The organism is Tautonia marina (assembly GCF_009177065.1).
In the GTDB taxonomy this organism is placed as follows: Bacteria; Planctomycetota; Planctomycetia; order Isosphaerales; family Isosphaeraceae; genus Tautonia; species Tautonia marina.
This window is the reverse complement of sequence record NZ_WEZF01000019.1, coordinates 117,329-140,615: the sequence shown is the minus strand read 5'-3', so window position 1 is coordinate 140,615 and position 23,287 is coordinate 117,329. Positions and strand designations below refer to the sequence as shown.

Genomic DNA, 23,287 nt, shown 5'->3' with positions numbered 1-23,287 from the left:
GTCACGATCCTCACGGCAAGACCCGTTGGCCGACCGCCGTATTCAGGGCGAGCATGCTCCGACGGTGACGGACCAGCAGGTCTCGCCAGCGACGGATCACATCGTTGTACTCGCGTCGAACGTTGAGGTAGGCCACCGCGTCGATCTCACCGCTGGAAAAGAGGCGGTCGGTCGATTCCAGAATTTGCTCGGCGGCCGGAAGCTGGTCTGCCTCGACGCGACGCAAGGCGGTCCGAGAGCTATGAAACTCCTGTTCGGCCTGACGCACCTCCACAATCACCTGCTGAGCGATGACTTCGTACTCGACCCGACTCTGCGAAACGTTGAACCGCGCCCGCTGAATATTCCCCTGGTTGCGGTTGAAGACCGGCAAGGGGATCGTGAGTCCCAGGGCCCACGAGGTCGCTCCCGGGAGGTCAAAAGGAGAGTTGTCCTGATACGTGAACGGCTGATAAAGCAAGAAGACGTCGGATAACCGATTGGCCACTTCCAGATCAACCTGAGCCCTGGCCCGATCAATCCCAAGACGGTAGGCCTGCAAATCGGGTCGCGCGGCCAGGGCTAGTTCGGTCAGTTCCTCGATGGTCGGGGGCGCGGCGATCGGATCCACGAGTTGCCCCTCGACCGCCATGACTTCGGCCTCGGCCGGATGAATCGCCAGCAGCGAGCCGAGCGCTCGCTTGGTCCGTCGGAGTGCTTCCTCGCTATCGGCAAGGGCGATCTCAGCATCGGTTTGCTGAATCCGAACGCGGTTGACATCGGCCTCGGTCTGAAGCCCCTGCTCGCGCAGTGTTTCGGTCAGTTCGAGCACCCGCTCCAATCCCCGAGCGCCGGCCTCGGCCAGCCGGACGGTTTCTCTGGCGGCGAGCACATCAACGAAGGCAATCGCAAGATTGTCGATCTCTCGACGAACCGCGTCTTGATACTGGGCTTCAATCACGCTGAGGCTCTGACTCGCGAATCGAATGCGCGCCCGGCGTTTTCCCGTCAGGTCGAGGGGATACGAGATGTTCAGGTCATATTGCGTCTGCCCCCCGGGCCGCGCGTCGGTGTAGGGCTGATAGGGGATCATTTGAGCATCGGTAAAGAGGATGGGATTGGCTCGCAACCCTGCCGTGAGCACGTCGGCCTCGGCCTGCGGCAGCTCGAACGAGAGGGCTTTCAGGGTCGGGTTCACGTCGAGTAATCGCTGGATGGCTTCGTCGAGCGTCAAGGCGTTCGGATCGAAGGGGGCATCAGGATCGGTCGGAAGCTCCAGCGTGCCATAGAGCGGCATTGCGGTGATCGGCAACTCGGGAAGCGGGAGCACCCGCTCCAGCCCCGGAGGCGCAAGGCTCGTTTCCGGCGTGGTGATCGAGAACGGCACGCGAGGCGTGCCGGGACCTGGTCGGTTTCCGATCGTCCCCTGCATGTCCGGCCGATCGGACGGCATCTGCGTCGTCATCGAGCCGGGCGATCGTCCCAGGGCCGACTCTAGCAATCCCTGGCCGAAACTTGACGGAGGAGCGGTCGCCTGCTGCGCCAGCACTCCGTGCTTCGCCGGCAGCAGGGCCAGGACCAGCAGACTGCTCAGGACGATAGATCGGTTGATCATGAGTGATTCGATGGCGAGGGCCACCCTCGGATCGGGACACGAGACGCGAGATCGACCGCAGAGAGCAAACGGATCAGAGCGCTTGAGGTCGAGACGACCTCCGCGACTCCGACCGGGTCTCACGGGAAAGCACGCTCACCAGGACCGGGTACGTTCCCGAACGACATACTGATGTTGTCGGCAGAATCGTCCCGATTCCTGCATTCCTCGCGTCACACTTCCGGCACTTCAGTCCAACCCGTATTGGTGACGACGCAGACGGGGACCAACCGGATTGTGATCCCCATCCCACAAATCGCGTTCTTGCAGCGAGACGTCCTGATCACCAGGACACGCGAACGCCTCGATTTCAGAGCGTTTCCGCCCTCATGCCGGATCGTGCGAACCGGCCAGGGTTTTCTCGATCGAGATGAGTGCCGGCGGTGGGAGTCGAACCCACACGGAGGTTTCCCTCCGGAGGATTTTAAGTCCTCTGCGTCTGCCATTCCGCCACGCCGGCAATGGGTGCAAGAGCGGGGATTAATCGAAGTATTCGTCGTCGGGGTGCCAGGCAGGAATGCCGAGGACCAGGGTTCGAACACCGTCTTCGCTGCGAAGGCGATGGCGGGTGTACGGCTCAATGAGGATGAGCATCCCCGGTTCCACGGCGACGCGATCGTTGTTCAGCTCCAGTTCTCCAGTCCCTTCAAGGATGTAATACAGTTCGGTGCAGCGGGCGTGATAGTGCTTGACCGAATCGGTGATGAAGGTGACGTGGAAGTTGGCGGGCGAGGCGTCCTCGAAGGTCAAGAGGCGGGTGCTCTGACCGCATGGGCAAGGAACCGTGGGCGCCTCGTCAAGGCGTCGGATGAGATACCCGGGGCCGGTTCGAGGCGGAGAGGAGGTGTCCATCGAGGAAGTCCGTCGGTCGCAATGAGGTCGGGGCGATCGCAAAGACGGCAACGACTCACCGACTGGGAGGAGGAGGGCCAGGCACGGCTCGACCTCCTCCTCGGTGATCCCGGATTACTTGCCGGTCAGGACGGCATCCTTGAGGGCCTTCAGCGGGGTGACCTTGACGGTGTTCCGCTTGGGCTTGGCGGGGATGTCGATGATCTCGCCGGTCTGGGGGTTGCGACCCTTCTTGGCGGGCGTGGCCTTCTTCTCGGCCAGGCGGATCTTGAGCATGCCGGGCAGGACGAACTGCTTCGGCCCGCCTCGCTTGGTCAGCGAGACGCGGACCAGCTCGTCGAGCTGCTCGAAGAGATTGGCCACGTCCTTCTTGGCCAGGCCGGTCTTCTCGGACAGGGCCGTGTAGAGTTCGTTCTTGGTCATCGGCCGGGCCTTGGGCTTGGCCGAAGCGGCTTCGGCCTTTGCAGGCGCGGCCTTGGGGGCAGCTTTCTTCGCGGCCATGGGTCGCATCCCCTCCTGATCGATGTGCGAATACCGTGTGGGAGCGCTCCTGGTGGCCCCGACCCGCATTGGGGAGGCTCAAACGACGCTCCTGCCGAACCAGATCGACGCTCTGGCCCGAAATATACAGGAAAAATTGCAATCTGGCTGCGCCCCGGCAGTCTTTTTCGCGGGATTGCCGTCTTCGGCAGACTCCGAAGGGGCTAGGACTCAGTCGCCCGAGGCCTTCGAGGTCTGTCGTCTGCGGTCGTTGGCCCCGTGCAAGAGCCCGGTTTCGGGGTCGATGACGATCGAGTGCGCATCCCCCTGCAAGGTCGTCGATCGCACGCGGTGGCCGCGGCGGCGGAGCTCGTCAAGCGTTTCCGCAGGCCACGAGCGACCTTCCAGGGTGATCACGTCAGGGAACCAGGCGTGGTGCGTTCGAGGGGCGTCAATCGCCTCTCGTGGCGATCGGCCGAACTCCAGAACGTTCAGGACGACCCAGAGCACCGTGTTCGGAATCGTCCGACCGCCCGGCGATCCCGTGACAAGCCGGGGCTTGCCGTCCTTCAAGACGAGCGTCGGCGACATGGAACTGAGCATCCGTTTGCCCGGCGCGATCCGGTTCGCCGGCGTCCCGATCAGGCCCGAGGTTGAGGTGACACCTGGGACGAGGTTGAAGTCTCCCATCTCATTGTTGAGCAAGAACCCCGCGCCCGGGACCACGGCCTTCGAGCCGTAGCCGAGTTCCAGGGTGTAGGTCAGGGCCACGGCGTTCCCCTGGCGATCGACGACCGAGAGGTGCGTCGTGTTCGAGCCTTCGGCCAGGCCGGCGATCGGGAAGTCGGCCAGGTCCTGGCTCGGGGTGGCCTCGGGGCCGATCGACTCGGCCAGTTCGTCGGCGAAGGCTCGGGAGGTCAGCTCCTCGACCGGGACCTCGACGAAGTCGGGATCGGCAATCCGGGTCGCCCGCACGAAGAAGGCACGCCGCATGGCTTCGGTAATCCGGTGGAGTGTCTCGGGAGCATCCGGACCATCGGCGGCGAGATCAAACCGTTCGAGAATCTGGAGCATCAAGACCACCACAATCCCGCCCGACGACGGCGGCCCCATGCCGTATACCTCGAACCCCCGAAACCGACCCCGAACCGGGGGACGCACAACGGCTCGATACGATTCGAGATCCTCTCGGGTCATCACGCCCCCGCCCTCCTGCATGGCGGCGACGATCAGGTCGGCGGTCTTGCCGCCGTAGAATTCGTCGGGGCCTTGCTCGGCGATCCGAGACAGCGTGGCGGCCAGGTCGGGTTGTCGAAGAAGGTCCCCTTCCTGCCAGGGGGTGCCGTCGGCCTTGCGGAAGGCCGCGACTGAGGCTGAAAAATCGGCCAGGCGATCGACTCGGCCACTGCCGTCGAGCAAGTCGGCCGCGCCGTCATCGACGAACAACTGGGCGTTGAGCGAACGGGCAAGGGTCTCCGTCACAGGGAACCCCTCCTCCGCCAAAGCCACCGCCGGGCGAACCAGCTCGGCCCAGGGCCGGGAGCCGAATCGTTCGTGAGCCAGGGCCAGCCCCCGAACCGTCCCCGGCACTCCGGCGGCCTTCGGACCGGCGCGGTAGCCGCGGACGGGACGGTCCCTGTCATCCAGATACATGCGCTCGGTTGACGCGAACGGGGCGCGCTCCCGGAAGTCGACGGTGACCACCTCATCCCGTTCGGCGAGGTAGGCGACGATGAAGCCGCCACCGCCGATATTCCCCGCCGCCGGATGCGTGACCGCCAGGGCGAAGGCGGTGGCGATCGCCGCGTCGATCGCATTGCCTCCGTTGCGAAGCACGTCTCGGCCCACGTCCGAGGCGTTCGCCTCTTGCGAGACGACCACATGCGACCGGAATTCCTCGGCCTTCAGCGGCGACGAGGCGACCAGCGTCGTCAGCACGAGCCCGAGGCTCACGATCAACCCTCGCCGAGAGGACGCGGCCCGCAACACCCGAGGGTCGGATCGAGCCGTGCAATCTCCTGCTCCTGGATCGAAGCGGAAGACCCGGAGGACGAGGGCAAATCGCTGAGGCATTATCATGGTGACGATTCTCCGAAAGCAATGAATCGAGATCGGTCGAGGAACACGGCTCGCGTCAAAAAATTTGCGGGTTGTGCGTCGGATTGCCTGGAATCGACGTTGACCGCAGGGGGATGGAGGCTATCGTAACGCCCGGAACGTGCCGGATCGCGGTCGAGGTTCCCCGGCGCGAGCAGTTCAAGGAGGGACGACATGGGTGATCGGATCCGAGGAGGGCGGCTCGTTGCGCTGGCCGCTCTGATTCAAGTGGGTTTCGGACTTGGCACCGCCGCCGAGGCCCAGCAAGCAACCAATGCCCCGGAGACCAGGGCGGGCCAGCCCCAGAACCAGCCGACGCTGGTTCCCCGAGCCGTGCCGGCGAACCCGAATGACCCGATCGCCGTGGTCAACGGGGAGATTATCTCTCGCCAGCGACTGGCCGACGAGTGTGTCTCGCGCCACGGGCTCGAAGTTCTTGATACCCTGATCATGCGGAGCCTGCTCGACCAGGCGATCAAGAACCGGCAACTGACGGTCACCGCCGCCGAGATCGATGCCGAGATCGATCGAGACGCCGCCCGAGCCGGCATCAACCGGGAAAACTTCCTCCGGGCCCTGGCTCGCGAGCGGAATGTCAGCCCCCGGCAATACGCCGAGTATATCGCCTTCCCCGGCGTCGCGCTCCGCAAGCTGGCCGAACCTCGGGTTCAGGTCACGGATGAGGACATCGAGAAGGCCTTCGAGGCCTTTTACGGCGAGAAGCTCGTCGTTCGGATGATCCTCGTCGACACCCTGGCCAAGGCCAAGGACGTCTGGAACCGGGTTCGAGAAAATCCGGGCGGCTTCGCCAAGCTTGCCCAGGAACTCTCGATGGACCAGGACTCTCGCGTGCTCGGCGGCTTGCTCGCCCAGCCGATCGCCCGGTTCGCCGACCCCTTGCACGTCTCTGAGGCCGCCTTCGCTCAGCTCGTCGATGGCGACCCGGAAGACAAGGACCCGACCCACAAGCCCAAGGACGGTGACTTCACCGGCCCGATCCAGGTGAACGAAACCGCCTGGGTCATCTTCCAGCGCGAACGGGTGGAAGAAGGTCAGGAGTACAACACCGACGATGAAAACCTCGTCGCTCAGGTGAAGACCTCGATCTTCGAGGCCAAGCTCCAGGCCGAGATGAAGACCGTCATGGAAGAACTGTTCGTCCAGGCGGCCGTCGAAAACCACCTGACCGGCCAGGTCAAGCACTCCGGCGTTCAGGAAGCTGAGGTTGTGGTCAAGGACGAGGAGGTGAGGCGGGCCCGCATGTCCAAGCCAGACGTGGACCTGCCCCCATCGGGGGCCGAGGAAAAACTTCGAGCGTTGCAGCAGTCGCCCGTCGATGCCGAAGGGAACGTCGAACGCCCGGTCGGTGCCCCCGACGCCCCCGCACTGCCGAACCCGGCTGTCAACCCAACCGAGCCAAAGTGATCGGATTGACTCCGCGTTGACACAGTCCGTCGGCAATCAACGCCTCTGCAAAGTATTCCGGGCGGCCGGGCTCGATCCCTTTCGATCGAGCCCGGCCGCCTGTTTGTGTATCTGAGCAAGACTGCGCACGCTCAAGCCGCTGGGTTGATCAGCTCGGAAATCGGCGTACGATCAATGACCCGCCCGGTGGGCTCCATGTCCCTGCCCCGACGCCACCCCTTCCATCCGTCCGAAGATCATGCGGCCGGCACTGGTTTGCAACACGCTGGTCACGGTGATCCGAACCATCTCACCCAGATGTCCCATCCCTTGCTCGGCCACGACCATCGTGCCGTCATCGAGATAGCCAACCCCCTGGCCTGGTTCCTCACCGCGCTTGATCAACTTCACGGTCAGGGATTCGCCAGGCAAGACAACCGGCTTCAAGGCATTGGCCAGGTCGTTCAGGTTGATGACTTCGACCCCCTGAAGTCGGGCAATCTTGTTCAGGTTGTAGTCGTTCGTGACCACCTTGCCGTCGAGATGTTTGGCCAGAACGACCAACCGCTGATCCACTTCGCGGATGCCGGCCAGCTCGGGCAGCTCGGTGTCGAAGATCCGGATCTCCACCTCGGGCGATTTCTGAAGCCGGTTGAGGATGTCCAGCCCTCGACGCCCTCGGTTGCGCCGGAGCTTGTCCGAGCTATCGGCAATTCCCTGCAATTCTTGAAGCACGAACTGAGGGACGACCAGCGGTTGATCCAGGACCCTCGCCTCGGCCACGTCGGCAATCCGGCCGTCGATGATGACCGAGGTATCGAGTACCAGCGGGCAGGCCCCCTTGACCTCCTTCGAAAACTCCATATAAGGAATCACGAAACGGAAGTCGTCTTTCGTCTGAAGTAAGGTGCTGACGCAGATATAACAGATGGCCACGGTTCCCAGCGCGAAGACTGCCTGAACCATCTCGATGGCCAGCCCTCCCCCAAACATGTCGATCGTCGGTTGTAGGGCGAGTTGCAAGAAATAACTGAGAATCAGGCCGACAATCAAACCGAAGTAAACGGCCGAGATGGTCTGAATCCGCTTGCGAGGGGTGAGAACATCGATCACGACCACAATCGCCGCGGCGCCCATGACAATGGGAAAGAGAACCGCAGGGGCCCAGGGAGGACCTCCCGCAAGCGTGGCCAGGCGCGCCGCCAGTCCGCCGGCCACCAGAATGAAGACTGCTCGAATCGCCACCAACATCATGATCCGATTTCTCCGAGGCAATCAGTTGCCCGACGCCCGTGGGTTACGTCTCGCGTCTCGCGTCATCATCCGGAGTCGTCAGAAGACCGTCGGGCCGATCCGGCGGTTTCGTCAAGCATTCCCTCTCGGACCAACTCCACAACCAGACGATCATACAGTTCCACGAGCCCCTGAATAATCACCTTGGTCTGCCCGAGGACAGGCATGAAGTTCGTGTCACCATCCCACCGAGGAACGATGTGCCAGTGAAGATGACCGGGCAAACCCGCCCCGGCCGATCGTCCCTGATTCAACCCAACATTGTACCCATCCGGTCGGAACATGCGGTCGAGGACCCCGGTCAACAGTCGAATCGTCTCGACGGGTTCGTACAACTCCGCGCCTTGAAGGTCTTCTAGCTGCCCTCGATGCGAACGGGGAGCAACCAGGAGGTGCCCATTGTTATACGGGTAACGGTTCAAGTAAACCGCCGAGTGCGGTCGTCGCCAGACGAGCAGATTGGCTCGATCGTCCTGCTCCGCCAGCCCTCGGCAAAGGAAACAGGCGGTCGCCTGCCCCTCCGGAGTCTGGCCCTGCTCAATATACTGTGCCCGCCAGGGGGCCCAGATCTGCTGCATTGGGAATGGATCCGCCCCTTGCCTCAGCTCGAACCCTCCAGACCGACACTGGCCGGGATCGGGCAATTCACAACTATACCAACACGCCAGCCCTCTCGGTCGGGGGTAGTTGTCTTTTTTTTTGAAGCGTGTCGGCCACGTTCCCGAGCGAATCGACCACCACTTCGCGCCGATGGCGTCGTGAGGCTCACGATCCCTTCTCTCGACCGCTCCGAAGTGTTTTGCCCCTTCTGGGTGCGGGGCAAGGCGGACTGAACCTGTTCCCTCCGACCAGCCGCCACCCTTAACCAAGCATCCGACGTTGCCAGATCGGATACGATCGGGCCCAGGGCCGTCCAACCACCCAATCCTCCGGAATCAGTTCCAGGCCCATCGACGAGAGCTCATCCTTCCGCCAGGAATGCGTTGAGAGCCGAGGCCCTTCGCAGACAACCAGAAACGCTCGCTCTGGAATCTCAAAGCGCCCCTGGGTTCCGGACTTCAGTCTCCATTGGGTCGGATCAACCGCCAGCCGCCGGCCATCCACCAGAATGCCACCACTCGACCAGGAAACGACCTGGCCCGCCACGGCCACAACCCTTGCCATCCCCCCCGGTCGCTCCGACGACGGTCGGTCGAGCCAGATCCATTGGCCAGGGCTCGGCTCCTGCTGCTCGTAGGCCCGACGATTGACCAGATAGCCCCCGTCGTCTGTCCAGGCCGGATACGCCAGCTCCAGGGCAACGACCAGGGCCGGCACATAGCCAATGGCCCCCAGCCCCACCGCCGCCGAGTACCAGGGAGCCCAGGACCCAAACCCCGGAAAGGCCGACTGCCTGACCCCATCGGCCACCGAGGCACAATGCACCAGAAACGCCACTCCCAGCAACATCGCGCCCACGGCCGATCCCCAGCCGAACCCCGCCACCAGTACCGCCGAACCATACCAGCCGAGCAAGACCAAGCCCCTCGACCGCTCTCCTCTCCACCACTGAGGAAGCCCCGGCACGAGAAGCAAGCACCCCTGACTCCCCCCATCGGCGAATATTTGGTGTGGAGCCGTGGCAGGCCCGGTCTGACTCCGTGTCATCGGATCGTCCCTCTCGGTCAGCACCACATCCTCCCCACTTTCCACGAGTCGGACAACTGTCGGGGAAGGTAACGGGAGGTCATCTCCGTGTCAAAACGATTCCCGAGATCAACGGAGTCATCCGTCTCCGATCACCCGTCGATTGGCAAACCGTTGCACAAGCGATTCGGTCGCGCGCCGGAAACATTTTCAAGCGATGGGCAGGATTTTTTCGAGTCCCCTCCGAGCGATTTGCCGAGACTTCCGTTGGAAAATTCGCATCACCCAATCGACAGATCGGCCCCTGCCGCTACACCCCTCGGCGCCCCGAGTCCCGACAGGGTTTTGGGGAACCTCATTTGAACTGCTTGACCGAAATGCTACGATCGCTAGAATAGGTGCTCTGTACGCTCACCAAGACCTGCACGCCCCATTCACACGCCCGACTGTGCGATCGTCTGAGAATGGATTGGTCGCTTATTCGGTCATTGCGTCGTGGTTCAACCACCCGCGCTCGCAACCTGCAACGAGGTGCTGCGGGGTGGCGGTCTTCCCCGTCGATCCGGCTGATCTTTCCCTCTCTTTTTTTCCTCCTTGTTCTGTTGAGGGGCTTGCTTCCCCTCGATGCAGAGGCGTCACCGGCCCATGGATAATCTCCGCGACCTGCGCAATATCGGCATCTCGGCCCACATCGACTCCGGCAAGACGACCTTGACCGAGCGGGTCCTGTTCTACGCCGGCAAGATCCACAAGATCGAGGACGTCCGTGGCGGCGGCGACGGCGCCAAGATGGACCACATGGAGCTGGAAAAGGAGCGGGGCATCACGATCACCTCGGCCGCCACCACGGTGGCCTGGAAGGATCACAAGATCAACATCATCGACACCCCCGGCCACGTCGACTTCACCGTCGAGGTCGAGCGGTCGCTCCGCGTGCTCGACGGCGCCATCCTCGTCGTCACCGCGGTCGAAGGGGTTCAGTCCCAGACCTTGACCGTCGACCGCCAGATGAAGCGGTACGGCGTCCCCCGCCTCGTCTTCATCAACAAGATCGACCGCACCGGCGCCAATCCCCAGAAGGTCATCGAGACTGTCGAGCAGAAGCTCGGCCTGACCGCCGTGCCGCTGCAGATTCCGATCGGCCTGGAAATGAACTTCGAGGGGGTCGTCGACCTGCTCTCGATGGAGGCCGTCTACTTCGACGGCGAGAAGGGAGAGACCGTCCGCCGAGAGTCGATCCCCGACGGCCTGATGGAAGTGGCCAAGCAGCGCCGCCAGGGCATGCTTGAAGCCCTCTCCCTCTACTCCGACGAACTGATGACCATCCTCCTTGAGGAGGAGGAACCGCCCCTGGAGCTGGTCCTGAAGATCATCCGGGAGGCGACGATTGCCCAGCAAATTGCCCCGGTTCTGATGGGAACCGCCTACAAGAACAAGGGCATTCAGCCGCTGCTCGACGCCATCACGAACTTCCTGCCCAGCCCGCTCGACCGCGACGTGAAGGCCCGGGACAACCTCAACGAGCAGGCCGAGGTCGTCCTGAAGCCCGACGACAACGAGCCGCTGGTCGCCATGGCCTTCAAGCTCGTTGAAGAGCCGTTCGGCCAGGTCACCTACATGCGGATTTACCAGGGTACCCTCAAGAAGGGGGAGTTCTATTACAACACCCGGTCCAGCAAGCGGGCGAGGGTCAGCCGCATTCTCCGGGTCCACTCCGACGAGCGTGAGGACATCGAGGCCGCCGGCGCCGGCGACATCGTCGCCGTCATGGGGATCGACTGCGCCACCGGCGACACGTTCTGCTCCGAGGGAATCAACTACTCGCTCGAGAGTATCTACGCCGCCGAGCCGGTGATCGATCTGTCGATCACCCCCAACAAGCGGGCCGACTACGACAAGCTCTCCAAGGCCCTGAACCGGTTCATGCGAGAGGATCCCACCTTCCGCGTGCACGTCGACCACGAGACCGGTGAAACGATCATCTCCGGCATGGGCGAGCTGCACCTGGAGATTTACGTCGAGCGGATCCGCCGCGAGTACAAGGTCGATTGCACCATCGGTCAGCCGAAGGTCAGCTACCGGGAGGCCCCCACCAGGGAGACCCCGTACAGCTACGTCCACAAGAAGCAGACCGGCGGCTCGGGCCAGTACGGCAAGGTCGTCGGCAAGCTGATCCCCCTGGAGGAGCCCTTCGAGGAGCCCTTCGAATTCGAGAACAACGTGACCGGTGGCCGCATCCCCGGCGAGTACATCCCGGCCATCGAGAAGGGCTTCCGCCGCGGCCTGGTCAAGGGCCCGCTGGCCGGCTACGAGGTCATCGGCGTGAAGATGGCCCTGGACGACGGCGCCTACCACGACGTCGACTCCTCGGCCATGGCCTTCGAAATCTGCGCCTTCGACGCCTTCCGAGAGACCTTCCGCAAGGCCGACCCCGTCTTGCTTGAGCCGATCATGAAGGTCGAGGTCGAGTGCCCGATCGAGTTCCAGGGCCCCGTCTCCGGCCAGGTCTCCTCGAAGCGAGGGATCATCACCAACACCGAGGCTCGCGAGGGCTTCGTGGTGATCTACGCCGAGGTTCCCCTCTCGGCCATGTTCGGCTACTCCAACGACCTTCGCTCCTTGACGCAGGGCAAGGGCACCTTCAGCATGGAGTTCTACAAGTACCAGCGGGTGCCGGCCAGCCTTCAGGACGAGATCATCAAGAAGGCCCAGGAAGACGCCAAGAGCATGGCCAAGGCCTGATCGCCCATCCGGCCTTGATTGGCCGGGGCCCCTCCTCTTTGTCGCAATGTTCATCACGCCGGGTCTGGCTCTCTCCGTTGAGCCGGACCCGGCGTTCGTTGTTTCCCCCTCCCTCCGGCTCCGCGCCGTCAATTCTGCGCGCGAAGGCTGGCAATCACATGCGTGAGTGGCAGACGGCGTTTGCATCGGCGTGCAAGCGTGTTTGCGGATTCGTGCGCGCCGCGCCTTGTGGCGTCTTGACAGACGACGGCCCTGCCTTGCATAACCAAGACGCTCGTCTTGAGTCAGCCGACCGACTGACTCTCACTCGGTCCCGGGTCTGTTGTTCGTCTTCCCGGACGTTCTCCAGGCATTTCAGCCTCTCTCGCCCGCGGAGCCGTAAGATGTCGACCCCGTCACACCAGCCGATCGACCCGTCTCCCTCGAACCTCTCCCCCAACACGGCCCCTCGCGGAGTTCTCCTCTGCGGGATCGTGGCCGTCTTTGGGTTCATTGCGTACCAGGGACCTTCGCTCTGGGATGAAATCAACGCCTTGCTTCGAGAGCGTTCCGCCGCCCGACAGAGTGCCGTGGTGGGCTATGTCGGAATCAGCCCCAACCCCTCCGCCGCGCTGCCCCCCGGAAATTGGTTCCGCATCGAGGGACCACACGTGCGGCTCTGGGCGGGCTGGCATGCCGAGCAGGGGCACCGTTGGTTCACTATCGAGCCCGACGATCTCGACCGCAACCTGTTAAGCGAGTCCGTGGGGCGCGATCTGTTCCAGGGGATCAATCAACCGTTGGCCGAGGTCGGTGGCGGTCCCATCTCGGCCCGGATCCCCGGTCACCATGAGGTCGAGGCCATGCGGATCGACGGCCGGCACTGCGCCTACCCGGTGATCGTGCTCGACAAGGTTCTGGTCATCAACGACGAGGTCGACGGGAAGCCGCTGCTAATCCTCCATACGAAACCGCCGGCGACGGGGTCCTCGGTCTTCGAAACGGTTCTGGATGGCCAGCGGTTGCAGATGGGGTTCGCCGGCTACTTTTACAACGATGAACCCTTGCTCTACGATCGCTCGTCCGAGGGCCTCTGGGTGGAACAGGAGGAAGGGCTCGTCTCCCTCTCCGGTCCGAACCGGGGACGGATCCTCAAGCGCCTGGGGCGGATGCAACGGTTCCGCTGGGACGACTGGAGCCAGCAGCACACCGACGGACGGGTCGTCGTCGGATCCGATCGCCCCCTCCTCTCCGCGGCGCTCTGAGGCCACGCGCCGAACGACTTGACGAGCCGGAATCGGCACGATAAGCTATGCCCTTTCATGGACTTACGCTTGAATCGCGCCGAGTCCGGCGTCGCGGTCCTCGCGTGAGGGCCAGCACCCCGGGCGCCGGCGATCCAGGGCGAACCGGGAGTCATCGCATCCGATGTCCGATCCCCAGAAATACGTTTATTCCTTCGGCGCGGGTCAGGCCGAGGGCACGGCCAAGATGAAGGAACTGCTCGGCGGCAAGGGAGCCAACCTCGCCGAGATGAGTTCCATTGGAATTCCCGTGCCTCCGGGCTTCACCATCACCACAGAAGTTTGCGACCTCTACTACAAGAACGGGCAAACCTTCCCCGACGGCCTCGAATCCCAGGTCTCGGCCGCCCTGGCCAAGATGGAAGAGGCTTACGGATCGAAACTTGGCGACCCGAGCAATCCCTTGCTCGTGAGTGTCCGATCCGGCGCCGCTCTGTCGATGCCGGGCATGATGAACACGATTTTAAACCTCGGTCTCTCCGATGCCTCGACCGAGGGCCTTGCTCAGAAAACCGGCAATCCGCGCTTCGCTTACGACGGTTACCGCCGACTAATCGACATGTTCGGCTCCGTCGTCATGAATGTCGATCACGAGCACTTCGAGCACGAGCTGCAATCGCTCAAGGATGAGAAAGGGGTCAAGCTCGACACCGACCTGTCGGCCGACGACCTCAAGGAACTGGTCCGCCGCTACAAGGCCGTCTACGAAAAGAATGTCGGCACCGGCTTCCCCCAGGATCCGATGGAACAGCTCTGGAAGGCCGTCCAGGCCGTCTTCCGCAGCTGGATGGGCAAGAAGGCCATCGAGTACCGCCGGATCGAGAAGATCACCGGCTTGAAGGGGACCGCCGTCAACGTGCAGGCGATGGTCTTCGGCAACACCGGCAACACCTCCGGCACCGGCGTCGCCTTCACCCGCGACCCGAACACCGGCGAGAACGTCTTCTACGGCGACTTCCTCATCAACGCCCAGGGCGAAGACGTCGTTGCCGGCATCCGGACCCCCGAGCACATCGCCGATCTCGAAGGCGAGATGCCTGCCGTGTACAAGCAGCTCATGGAAATCCGTGAGAAGCTTGAGCAGCACTACAAGGAGATGCAGGACATCGAGTTCACGATCGAGGACGGCACCCTCTACATGCTCCAGACCCGAACCGGCAAGCGCACCGGCTCGGCCGCCGTCAAGATCGCCGTCGATATGGTCCACGAAGGACTGATCGACGAGAAGACCGCCGTCCAGCGCGTCAATCCCGATAGCCTCAACCACCTGCTCCTGCCCCAGCTCGATCCGAAGGCCGGGGTCACTCCCGTCGCCCGAGGCATTGCCGCCAGCCCCGGCGCCGCCTCCGGTAAGGTCGTCCTGACGGCCGAGGACGCCGTCGCCCAGCGCGAGGCGAACCCGAACGTCAAGCTGCTGCTCGTCCGCAAGGAAACCAGCCCCGAAGACGTTGCCGGCATGGACGCGGCCGTCGGCATCCTCACCTCAACCGGCGGCAAGGCCAGCCACGCCGCCGTCGTCGCCCGAGGCTGGGGCAAGCCCTGCGTCGTCGGCTGCGAGGCCATCCGGATCAACGAGAAGGCCGGGCAGATCACCGTCGACGGCCAGGTCGTCAAGGCTGGTGAATTCCTCACCATCAACGGCACCACCGGCGACGTCATGATCGGCGAAGTGCCGACCATTCCCCCCAAGATGGCCGGCGACTTCGCCGTCCTCATGGAGTGGGCCGACAAGTACCGGACCCTCAAGATCCGGACCAACGCCGATAACCCCAAGGACTCGACCAAGGCTCGCGAGTTCGGCGCCGAGGGGATCGGTCTCTGCCGGACCGAACACATGTTCTTCGAGGGTCAGCGCATCACCGACATGCGCAAGATGATCCTTGCCGATACCGAGGAAGACCGTCGCAAGGCCCTCGCCTCGCTCGAACCCTACCAGCGCGACGACTTCATCGGCATCTTCGAGGCCATGGCCGGCCTGCCGGTCACGATCCGACTGCTTGATCCGCCCCTCCACGAGTTCCTGCCGCACGACGACGCCGGCCAGAACGAGGTCGCCGGCCAACTCGGCATCGACGTGGAGAAGGTCAAGGACCGGGTCGAGTCCCTCCACGAGTTCAACCCGATGCTCGGCTTCCGCGGCTGCCGCCTGGCCGTCCGCTACCCCGAGATTCTTGAAATGCAGGTCCGCGCCATCATCGAAGCGGCCATCGCCGTCAAGAAGAAGGGGGTCGAGGTTCTGCCCGAGATCATGATCCCGCTCGTCGGTACCGTCGAGGAAATGGCCCTGCTCCGTCAGGAAACCGACCGCGTCGCCAAGGAAACGATCGAGAAGGCCGGCACCTCGGTCGACTATCTCGTCGGCACGATGATCGAGGTTCCCCGGGCCGCCCTGACGGCCGACCAGATCGCCCAGCACGCCGAGTTCTTCTCCTTCGGCACCAACGACCTGACCCAGATGACCTTCGGCTACAGCCGGGACGACATCCGGTCGTTCATGAACTCCTACCTGGAGAAGAAGATCCTGCCCGAAGACCCCTTCCAGTCGCTCGACGAGACCGGCGTCGGCCAGCTCGTCGCCATGGGCGTCCAGAAGGGCCGGTCCACGGGCAAGACCAAGGACGGCCCGCTGAAGATCGGCATCTGCGGCGAACACGGCGGCGACCCCGCCAGCGTGGCCTTCTGCCACAAGGTCGGGCTCGACTACGTCTCCTGCTCCCCCTTCCGCGTGCCGATTGCCCGGCTCGCCGCCGCTCAGGCCGCCATCAACGACGGCGCGACCGTCTCGCGCGACCGCTGAGCGGCACCGCGACGGATTGAACACGCGATTCTTCGAAACCCAACGCCCCCGATTGGCCCCCCGGCCGGTCGGGGGCGTTGTCGCGTCCAGACCTCACGATCGGCCGACCTGTCACCGAACGCCAATCGAGTCCTTGCGTTGGGCGATCCGGCATGCTAGTCTCGGACCATTCCATTCTCTTTTATCTCGATCATCATCTGACGTCCGGGAATTCCCCCAGAGCGCCTTTGGAATCGATTCCCATGTCTCATTGCCGGACCCGATCCGGCCGATTCCCGGAACATTGGTTCCGATTCGCACGGTACCGTTCCGAGTTCTCTCGTCTCGTTCCTCGCCCGGGAGCAACGGCTCTCGTGCCCTTGTGTGCTGCGCGCCCCGCCGATCGGAGTCCCTCGCCATGGCCAAGCAAACCAAGGACTGGACCGACATCCTCGTCAAACGCGGGATCGTCGGAGCCGACCAGATCCAGGAAGCCCGAGGTATGGGCGACGCCCTTGAGGAGTCGCTCGTGCGGCTCGGCTACGCCGAGATCGAAGACATCACCAAGGCCAAGGCCGAACAGAACGGCCTGGACTATGTCGACCTGCAAGAGATCGAGATTCCGGCCCAGGTCGTCGAACTCGTTCCCGAATCCCTCGCCCGGGAAAACGTCGTCATGCCCCTGGCTCAGGAAGGGGGCGCCATCAAGGTCATCATGCATGACCCAATGGACTTCGAGACGCTCGACAAGCTCCGTTTCGTCCTGAACCGAGAAATCAGCATCGCCCTGGCCCCCCGCGAGGCGATCGTCGAGGCCATCAACCGCTACTACGGAGGCGCCACGACCGAGTCCGAGTCGGTCGACTCGATGCTTCAGGAGTTCACCGACACCGCCATCGACTACGCCGACGACATCAACGCGGGCAAGGGGGTCGGTGGGGCCGAGGAGGACGATAGCGCTCCGGTCATCCGCCTGGTGAATCTGATTCTCGAAAAAGCGGTCCTGATGCGGGCCTCGGACATCCACATCGAACCCTTTGCCGACCGCATCCGCATCCGGTACCGGATCGATGGCGTCTGCCAGGAAATCGAGAGCCCTCCCCGCCGTCTGCTCGGACCGATCATGAGCCGCCTGAAGATCATGGGCTCGATCGACATCGCCGAGAAACGACGCCCCCAGGACGGCCGGATCAAGGTCCACGTCACCGGCAAGGACATCGACCTGCGGGTCAGCGTTTTGCCCACCAACCACGGGCAGTCGATGGTTATGCGGATCCTCGACCGCGACAACATCAAGGTCAGCCTCCGCGACCTCGGCTTCGGTGAGGAGGACTTCAAGCGCTACCAGAACCTCATCAAGCGGCCCAACGGCATTCTCCTCGTCACCGGGCCGACCGGCTCGGGCAAGACGACGACGCTCTACGCCTCCTTGAACGAGCTGAACCGTCCGGACACGAAGATCATCACCGCCGAGGACCCGGTCGAGTACTACCTGCCCGGCATCAACCAGTGCGAGGTCAAGGCCCGCATCGGAATGACCTTCGCCCGGATCATTCGGGCCATGCTCCGGCAGAACCCGAATATCCTCCTCGTGGGCGAGATTCGGGACGAGGAGACGGCGAACACCGCCATCCAGGCCTCACTGACAGGACACTTGGTTTTCAGTACACTGCACACGAACGATGCGCCCAGTGCCTTGACACGTCTGGTCGATATCGGTGTTCAGCCGTTCCTGGTCGCCAGCTCGATTATCGGCATCATGGCCCAGCGTCTCGTGCGCAAGGTCTGCCCGAAATGCCGGGCCCGATACGAGCCGCCGGCCCACCTGCTCAAGAGCCTTGGCATCCGTCCCGAGATCGCCTCGAAGGCGAACTTCATGCGTGGCAAAGGCTGCTCGTACTGCAACAAGACCGGCTATCGCGGCCGCCTGGCGATCTACGAGCTGATGAATATGTCCAGCCAGATCCGGGAGATGACCTTCAAGGGCGAAAACACGCAGGCCATCCGTAAACTGGCTCGCAAACAGGGGATGCGCACCCTCTTCGAGGACGGGATGATCAAGGCTCTCAAGGGGGTCACCACCATCGACGAGGTGCTTCGCATCACGCATCACGAAGCCTCGAGTTCCTCCTGAGTCGTGGCGCGATCCGGGTCGAGGCCGCCCGGGCGGCTCGGCCCACCCTCGGGGCGAAACGGCGCTCGCCCAGCTTCGACCTTTCGACGCGATCGGGCTGAGCGAGCCGACTGCAAAGGCTCGCCAACCCGACGCCCGTTCGTGGCAATCGCCTGCGGTTGCTTGATCCGTTCCGTGATCGTTCCGAATAATGAGAGCGAACCGGGTTCCCGGGTCCTCTCGTCGCAACTCTTGATTCACGGTCGGTCTTCCGTCTGACAGTTGGGTTGCGAGACAAAGTCAAGCCCCGGTGGATTCGAGCCTCGGGGCTACCCCCATCCCTTTTCGATCTCGATCGACGTGAGGAACCGGAGTCCATGGGCACGCTGCTGATCGACAAGCTGCTCCAGACCGTCTGTACCCAGAAAGCCAGCGACCTGCACCTGACCGTCGGCAGCCCCCCGATGCTCCGGCTGCATGGTCATATGCGTCCCCTGGCCACCAAGGTGCTCGAGCCGCCTGACACGGTGGCCTTGATGAAGAGCATCACCCCGGAACGCTGCCAGCAGGAGTTGCAGGAAGTCGGCGGCACCGACTTCGGCTTCGCCTTCGGCGAGATGGCCCGCTTCCGCGTCGCCATCTTCAAGCAACGCGGCAATATCGGGCTGGTGCTGCGGCGGATTCCGAACGAGTTCTTGACCTTCGAGCAGCTCGGGCTGCCCTGGGTCATCGAGGAATTGATTCAACGCCCCCGCGGTCTGATCCTCGTCACCGGGCCGACCGGCTCGGGCAAGACCACCAGCCTTGCCTCGATGATCAACTGGATCAACAACAACCTCGATCGCCACATCATCACCATCGAAGACCCGATCGAGTACTTCCACCAGCACAACAAGTCGCTCGTCAACCAACGCGAGATCGGCATCGACGTCCCTGACTTCCCCGAGGCCATTCGTCGCGCCCTCCGGATGGACCCGGACATCATCCTCGTCGGCGAAATGCGTGACCTGGCCACCATCTCCGCGGCCATCACCGCCGCCGAGACCGGCCACATCGTCTTCGGCACCCTGCACACCAACTCGGCCGAAGGCACGGTCAACCGCATCATCGACGTCTTCCCCAAGGAGCAGCAGGACCAGATCCGCACCCAGCTCTCGGTGGCGATCATCGGCATCCTCGCCCAGACGCTCCTCCCACGCAAGCCGAAAGGGCTGGTCGCCGCCTACGAGTGCCTGGTCGTGACCTCGGCCATCGCCAACCTGATCCGAGAAAACAAGACCTACCGGATCGACTCCTCCATCCAGACCGGCCGCAAGCACGGCATGATCCTGATGGACGACTCGCTGTTCAACCTCTGGCGCCAGGGCCTCGTCGAGGAAACCGAAATCATTTACAAGGCCCGCAAGCCCAACGACCTGCGCGAACGCATCGAACTGGCCAAGAAGGGCATCTTCGACGACGTGGATGAGGAGGAGGACGACGAGGACGGCGGCGCCAAGAAGCGATAACTCCTCGTCCTCGGTTTGCTCCCGCGTCGAGTGGCCCCGGCGATCGCAATTCCCGGAGCCACTCCTCCCACCCGATCACTCGGTTGTTGATGACCCCGTCCCGCTCACTTCCCGGCTCCGGCCGAGCAGCCCGAAGGTGATTCCCAGCCATGGCTCGACGTCTCGGAACGATCCTGGTCGACATGGGCTACCTCGACGAGGAGGCCCTCTGGAAAGTCCTGGAGGAGCAGAAGAACTCCGGCGGCGAGCTGATCGGCAAGGTCGCCGTTCGCCTCGGCCTGGTGCGCGAGGAGCACGTGCTGCGTGCCCTCGGCGAACAGCTCGGCATGAAGGTCATCAAGCTCTCCGACACGACCGTCCCGCCCGAGGTGATCGAGACGGTCAACCAGTCGATGGCCGAAGCCTTCAAGGTCGTCCCCGTGGCCATCGGCCGCAAGGACAAGGCCGTCACCGTCGCCATGGCCGAGCCCCAGAACCCGGCCACGCTCGACAGCCTGCGCTCCTTCCTCGGTGTCGAGGTTCGCGGCGTCATCGCCTCGGAATCCGAGGTCATGGCCAAGATCGAGGAACTCTACGCCGGCTCCGATAAGGAGTCGCTCAACGACGTCATCCGGCAGATCGAGTCCGACAAGGATCTCTCCCGGTTCCAGAACCGCAGCGAGAGCACCATCGACCTCGAAGCCATCGAGGAAATGGCCGACGCCGCCCCCGTGCGCAAGCTCCTGAACATGGTGCTCCTGCTCTCGATCAAGGACAAGGCCTCCGACATTCACTTCGAGCCGTTCGAAGATGAATACAAGATGCGGTATCGCGTCGACGGCGTCCTTTACGAACTGGTCCCACCCCCTCGCCACCTCGCGCCCGCCATCGCCAGCCGCATCAAGGTCATGTCCAACCTTGATATCGCCGAACGCCGCTTGCCGCAGGACGGCCGGATCGAGCTGAACATCGGCGGCAACTCGGTCGACATCCGCGTCTCGACCCTGCCGACGATGTTCGGCGAATCGGTCGTCCTCCGGATTCTCGACCGCACGGTCGTGCAGCTCGACCTCGAAAAGATCGGCATGTCTCAGGAGACCCTCCGCCGATGGCGCGAGCTGGTCCACAAGCCCAACGGCATTATCCTCGTCACCGGGCCGACCTCCTCCGGCAAGACGACCACCCTTTACGCCACGCTCAACGAACTGAACACGGTTGAAGATAAGATCATCACCACCGAGGAACCGGTCGAGTACGACATCGACGGCCTCATCCAGTGCCCCATCAACGCCGAGATCGGCGTGACCTTCGCCGCCTGCCTGCGAGCCATCCTCCGGCAAGACCCCGATAAGATCCTGGTCGGAGAAACCCGAGACCTCGAAACTGCCGAGATCTCCATTCAGGCCTCGCTGACCGGCCACATCGTCTTCACCACCCTGCACACCAACGACGCCCCCTCGGCCGTCACCCGCCTGCGCGACATGGGCATCCCCCCCTTCCTCATCACCGCCACGGTCGAAGGGGTGCTCGCCCAGCGGCTCGTCCGCAAAATCTGCCCGAACTGCCGCACCGAGTTCCGCCCGAGCGAGGAAATCCTCTTCGAACTGGGCCTCTCTCCCGAGGAAGGAGCCGCCCAGAAATTCTTCTACGGCCGCGGCTGCGACCGCTGCAACAACACCGGTTACAAGGGACGCATGGGCCTTTATGAACTGGTGATCATGAACGATTCTCTTCGCGAGCTGGTCGTCCGCGAAACCTCGCTCGACGAATTCCGCGAGGCTTGCCGCAAGTACGGTATGCAGACCCTGCGCGAGTCGGGCCTCGAAGCCATCAACGACGGCCTGACCACCGTCGAGGAAGTGCTCAAAGCCACGATCACTGAAGACTGATCTCAGACACCTCTCGTTTTATTCCGCGAATCGTCACGCGACCGACCACCGCCCGCAAACGGATCGACCGACCAGGACCACCCAGGGGGACGAGGAGATGCCGACCTTTCAGTACGAGGCGATGGATCACACCGGCAAGGAAGTCAAGGACTCCATCGACGCCTCCACCCAGGAAGAAGCCCAACAGCTGATCCGCCAGAAAGGCTACTTCGTCACCAAGATCAGCGAGCGCGCCGCCAAGAAAGCCAAGAAGGGTGGCACCTCCGCCGCCAAGCGACCGGCCGGCCGTCGCAAGAAGAAGTCGTTCACCATCGGCAAGGTCTCATCCAAGCAACTAACGACCTTCACCCGACAGCTCTCCACCCTGCAGGACGCCGGCCTGCCGATCCTTCGCAGCCTCAAAATCCTCGAAGGACAGGCCAAGCCCGGCGTCCTGAAAAACTCCCTTGCCGACGTCATCGAAGACATCGAGAGTGGCTCGACCCTCTCCGAGGCCATGTCCAAGCACCACAAGTGCTTCGACCGCCTCTACTGCAACATGGTCAAGGCCGGTGAGGCCGGCGGTGCCCTCGAAGCGATCCTCCAGCGCCTGGCCGACTTCATGGAGAAGAGCCAGTCGCTCAAGCGCCGGATCAAGTCGGCCATGGTCTACCCGGTGGTGGTCATCTTCGTGGCCATCCTCATCGTCGGCTTCATCATGTACTGGATCGTGCCGAAGTTCGAAGCCATCTTCATCGACTTCGGCGTCGACCTGCCCCAGATGACCGTGGCCCTGATCAACGGCAGCCACGTGGTCGTCAATTACTGGTATCTCGCTCCGTTGATCCCAGCCATCTGGTGGGTCTTCGTCAAGCTCCTCTACCGGAGTAAAACCGGCGCCTACATCGGCGACCGTGTGCAACTTTTGATTCCGGTGATGGGCACGATCCTCGAAAAATCGGTGGTCGCCCGAACCACCCGGACCCTCGGCACCCTCGTGCAGTCGGGCGTGCCGATTCTCGAATCGCTGAACATCGTCCGAGACACCGCCGGCAACGCGGTCTTCGAACGGGCGTTCACCCGCATCTACGACTCGATCCGAGAGGGTGAAACCATCGCCCAGCCCCTCCGCGAGGCTCGGATCGTCGACGACATCGTCGTCAACATGATCGACGTCGGCGAGGAAACCGGTGAGCTTGATACCATGCTCATGAAAATCGCCGACAACTACGATGAAGAAGTCGAGGCGGCCGTCGAGTCGCTCGTCAGCCTGCTCGAACCGATCATGATCGTCGTCCTCGGCGGCATCATCGGCTTCATCGTCATCGCCCTGTTCATGCCGCTGGTCAAGCTGATTAGCGAACTCTCGGGCTGATCCGTTCTCCTTGGTTTTCGCCCGACTCCGATCCTCTCTGGGCTTCGATCGAGGCCCAGAGAGGGCCGACCGTTCTCCCTTCTCCGTCCTCCCTGTCGTGCGTGCCCTGGCCACCAGGCGGCATCAATGCATGAGCACCCCCTTCCGTGGGGGGTCAGGGGGATGGATTCGGGAAATCGAGATGAAATTTCGTGAACGATCGTGTCACTGTACCCGTCCAAGACCGTACGATTCTGGCTCCCCGACTCCCTTCTCGGA

Annotated in this window: 15 protein-coding genes and 1 tRNA gene; 8 read left to right on the top strand and 8 right to left on the bottom strand. The window is 63.1% G+C overall.

The genetic code is table 11. The features are described 5' to 3' along the window. Nucleotides 1-10: 10 nt before the first annotated feature. The 5 genes from GA615_RS20985 to ggt form a co-directional block, all read right to left on the bottom strand. The gene (locus GA615_RS20985) at nucleotides 11-1,594 is read right to left on the bottom strand and encodes a TolC family protein (RefSeq protein ID WP_152053288.1); all 1,584 of its coding nucleotides are present in this window, start codon (nucleotides 1,592-1,594) and stop codon (nucleotides 11-13) included. Between the two features lie 414 nt (nucleotides 1,595-2,008). After that, a tRNA-Leu gene (locus tag GA615_RS20980) sits at nucleotides 2,009-2,093 on the bottom strand. A gap of 20 nt (nucleotides 2,094-2,113) precedes the next feature. After that, the gene (locus GA615_RS20975; protein WP_152053287.1) at nucleotides 2,114-2,485 is read right to left on the bottom strand and encodes a cupin domain-containing protein; all 372 of its coding nucleotides are present in this window, start codon (nucleotides 2,483-2,485) and stop codon (nucleotides 2,114-2,116) included. Between the two features lie 114 nt (nucleotides 2,486-2,599). Next, nucleotides 2,600-2,986 carry an HU family DNA-binding protein gene (locus tag GA615_RS20970; RefSeq protein WP_152053286.1) on the bottom strand — a complete coding sequence of 129 codons (387 nt, stop codon included), beginning with the start codon at nucleotides 2,984-2,986 and terminating at the stop codon, nucleotides 2,600-2,602. 210 nt (nucleotides 2,987-3,196) lie between these two features. Continuing rightward, nucleotides 3,197-5,044: a gamma-glutamyltransferase gene (gene ggt / locus GA615_RS20965; protein ID WP_235905592.1), complete on the bottom strand. Its 1,848-nt coding sequence runs from the start codon at nucleotides 5,042-5,044 to the stop codon at nucleotides 3,197-3,199. Between the two features lie 192 nt (nucleotides 5,045-5,236). Here ggt and GA615_RS20960 point away from each other — a divergent pair, with 192 nt between their 5' ends. Next, entirely contained in the window at nucleotides 5,237-6,487 is a 1,251-nt protein-coding gene (locus GA615_RS20960; RefSeq protein WP_152053285.1) for a peptidylprolyl isomerase, read from the top strand. 171 nt (nucleotides 6,488-6,658) lie between these two features. Here GA615_RS20960 and GA615_RS20955 read toward each other — a convergent pair whose 3' ends face one another. The 3 genes from GA615_RS20955 to GA615_RS20945 all read right to left on the bottom strand — a co-directional run bounded on the left by GA615_RS20955 (nucleotide 6,659) and on the right by GA615_RS20945 (nucleotide 9,334). Beyond that, nucleotides 6,659-7,720: a PIN/TRAM domain-containing protein gene (locus GA615_RS20955; protein WP_152053284.1), complete on the bottom strand. Its 1,062-nt coding sequence runs from the start codon at nucleotides 7,718-7,720 to the stop codon at nucleotides 6,659-6,661. 65 nt (nucleotides 7,721-7,785) lie between these two features. After that, nucleotides 7,786-8,337: an HIT family protein gene (locus tag GA615_RS20950; RefSeq protein ID WP_152053283.1), complete on the bottom strand. Its 552-nt coding sequence runs from the start codon at nucleotides 8,335-8,337 to the stop codon at nucleotides 7,786-7,788. 283 nt (nucleotides 8,338-8,620) lie between these two features. Continuing rightward, nucleotides 8,621-9,334 carry a hypothetical protein gene (locus GA615_RS20945; protein ID WP_152053282.1) on the bottom strand — a complete coding sequence of 238 codons (714 nt, stop codon included), beginning with the start codon at nucleotides 9,332-9,334 and terminating at the stop codon, nucleotides 8,621-8,623. Nucleotides 9,335-10,030: 696 nt separating this feature from the next. Here GA615_RS20945 and fusA point away from each other — a divergent pair. The 7 genes from fusA (at nucleotide 10,031) to GA615_RS20910 (ending at nucleotide 23,029) form a co-directional block, all read left to right on the top strand. Further along, nucleotides 10,031-12,127 carry an elongation factor G gene (gene fusA, locus GA615_RS20940; protein ID WP_152053281.1) on the top strand — a complete coding sequence of 699 codons (2,097 nt, stop codon included), beginning with the start codon at nucleotides 10,031-10,033 and terminating at the stop codon, nucleotides 12,125-12,127. A 383-nt stretch (nucleotides 12,128-12,510) separates the two neighbouring features. Next, the gene (locus GA615_RS20935) at nucleotides 12,511-13,371 is read left to right on the top strand and encodes a DUF3179 domain-containing (seleno)protein (RefSeq protein WP_161602466.1); all 861 of its coding nucleotides are present in this window, start codon (nucleotides 12,511-12,513) and stop codon (nucleotides 13,369-13,371) included. A gap of 163 nt (nucleotides 13,372-13,534) precedes the next feature. Further along, entirely contained in the window at nucleotides 13,535-16,207 is a 2,673-nt protein-coding gene (gene ppdK / locus GA615_RS20930) for a pyruvate, phosphate dikinase (protein WP_152053279.1), read from the top strand. 397 nt (nucleotides 16,208-16,604) lie between these two features. After that, the gene (locus GA615_RS20925) at nucleotides 16,605-18,320 is read left to right on the top strand and encodes a GspE/PulE family protein (protein WP_152053278.1); all 1,716 of its coding nucleotides are present in this window, start codon (nucleotides 16,605-16,607) and stop codon (nucleotides 18,318-18,320) included. Nucleotides 18,321-18,676: 356 nt separating this feature from the next. Further along, nucleotides 18,677-19,807 carry a type IV pilus twitching motility protein PilT gene (locus GA615_RS20920; protein ID WP_152053277.1) on the top strand — a complete coding sequence of 377 codons (1,131 nt, stop codon included), beginning with the start codon at nucleotides 18,677-18,679 and terminating at the stop codon, nucleotides 19,805-19,807. 149 nt (nucleotides 19,808-19,956) lie between these two features. Beyond that, nucleotides 19,957-21,675, top strand: a complete 1,719-nt coding sequence (locus GA615_RS20915; protein ID WP_152053276.1) for a GspE/PulE family protein — start codon at nucleotides 19,957-19,959, stop codon at nucleotides 21,673-21,675. A 97-nt stretch (nucleotides 21,676-21,772) separates the two neighbouring features. Next, nucleotides 21,773-23,029 (top strand): type II secretion system F family protein, encoded by a 1,257-nt coding sequence (locus GA615_RS20910; RefSeq protein ID WP_152053275.1) that lies wholly within the window; start codon nucleotides 21,773-21,775, stop codon nucleotides 23,027-23,029. The last annotated feature ends 258 nt before the right edge of the window (nucleotides 23,030-23,287 follow it).

What these genes read in the sequence shown, in the direction of transcription:
- GA615_RS20985 (WP_152053288.1), bottom strand. Translation starts at nt 1,594, where the DNA reads ATGATCAACCGATCTATCGTCCTGAGCAGTCTGCTGGTCCTGGCCCTG.
- GA615_RS20975 (WP_152053287.1), bottom strand. Translation starts at nt 2,485, where the DNA reads ATGGACACCTCCTCTCCGCCTCGAACCGGCCCCGGGTATCTCATCCGA.
- GA615_RS20970 (WP_152053286.1), bottom strand. Translation starts at nt 2,986, where the DNA reads ATGGCCGCGAAGAAAGCTGCCCCCAAGGCCGCGCCTGCAAAGGCCGAA.
- ggt (WP_235905592.1), bottom strand. Translation starts at nt 5,044, where the DNA reads ATGATAATGCCTCAGCGATTTGCCCTCGTCCTCCGGGTCTTCCGCTTC.
- GA615_RS20960 (WP_152053285.1), top strand. Translation starts at nt 5,237, where the DNA reads ATGGGTGATCGGATCCGAGGAGGGCGGCTCGTTGCGCTGGCCGCTCTG.
- GA615_RS20955 (WP_152053284.1), bottom strand. Translation starts at nt 7,720, where the DNA reads ATGATGTTGGTGGCGATTCGAGCAGTCTTCATTCTGGTGGCCGGCGGA.
- GA615_RS20950 (WP_152053283.1), bottom strand. Translation starts at nt 8,337, where the DNA reads ATGCAGCAGATCTGGGCCCCCTGGCGGGCACAGTATATTGAGCAGGGC.
- fusA (WP_152053281.1), top strand. Translation starts at nt 10,031, where the DNA reads ATGGATAATCTCCGCGACCTGCGCAATATCGGCATCTCGGCCCACATC.
- GA615_RS20935 (WP_161602466.1), top strand. Translation starts at nt 12,511, where the DNA reads ATGTCGACCCCGTCACACCAGCCGATCGACCCGTCTCCCTCGAACCTC.
- ppdK (WP_152053279.1), top strand. Translation starts at nt 13,535, where the DNA reads ATGTCCGATCCCCAGAAATACGTTTATTCCTTCGGCGCGGGTCAGGCC.
- GA615_RS20925 (WP_152053278.1), top strand. Translation starts at nt 16,605, where the DNA reads ATGGCCAAGCAAACCAAGGACTGGACCGACATCCTCGTCAAACGCGGG.
- GA615_RS20920 (WP_152053277.1), top strand. Translation starts at nt 18,677, where the DNA reads ATGGGCACGCTGCTGATCGACAAGCTGCTCCAGACCGTCTGTACCCAG.
- GA615_RS20915 (WP_152053276.1), top strand. Translation starts at nt 19,957, where the DNA reads ATGGCTCGACGTCTCGGAACGATCCTGGTCGACATGGGCTACCTCGAC.
- GA615_RS20910 (WP_152053275.1), top strand. Translation starts at nt 21,773, where the DNA reads ATGCCGACCTTTCAGTACGAGGCGATGGATCACACCGGCAAGGAAGTC.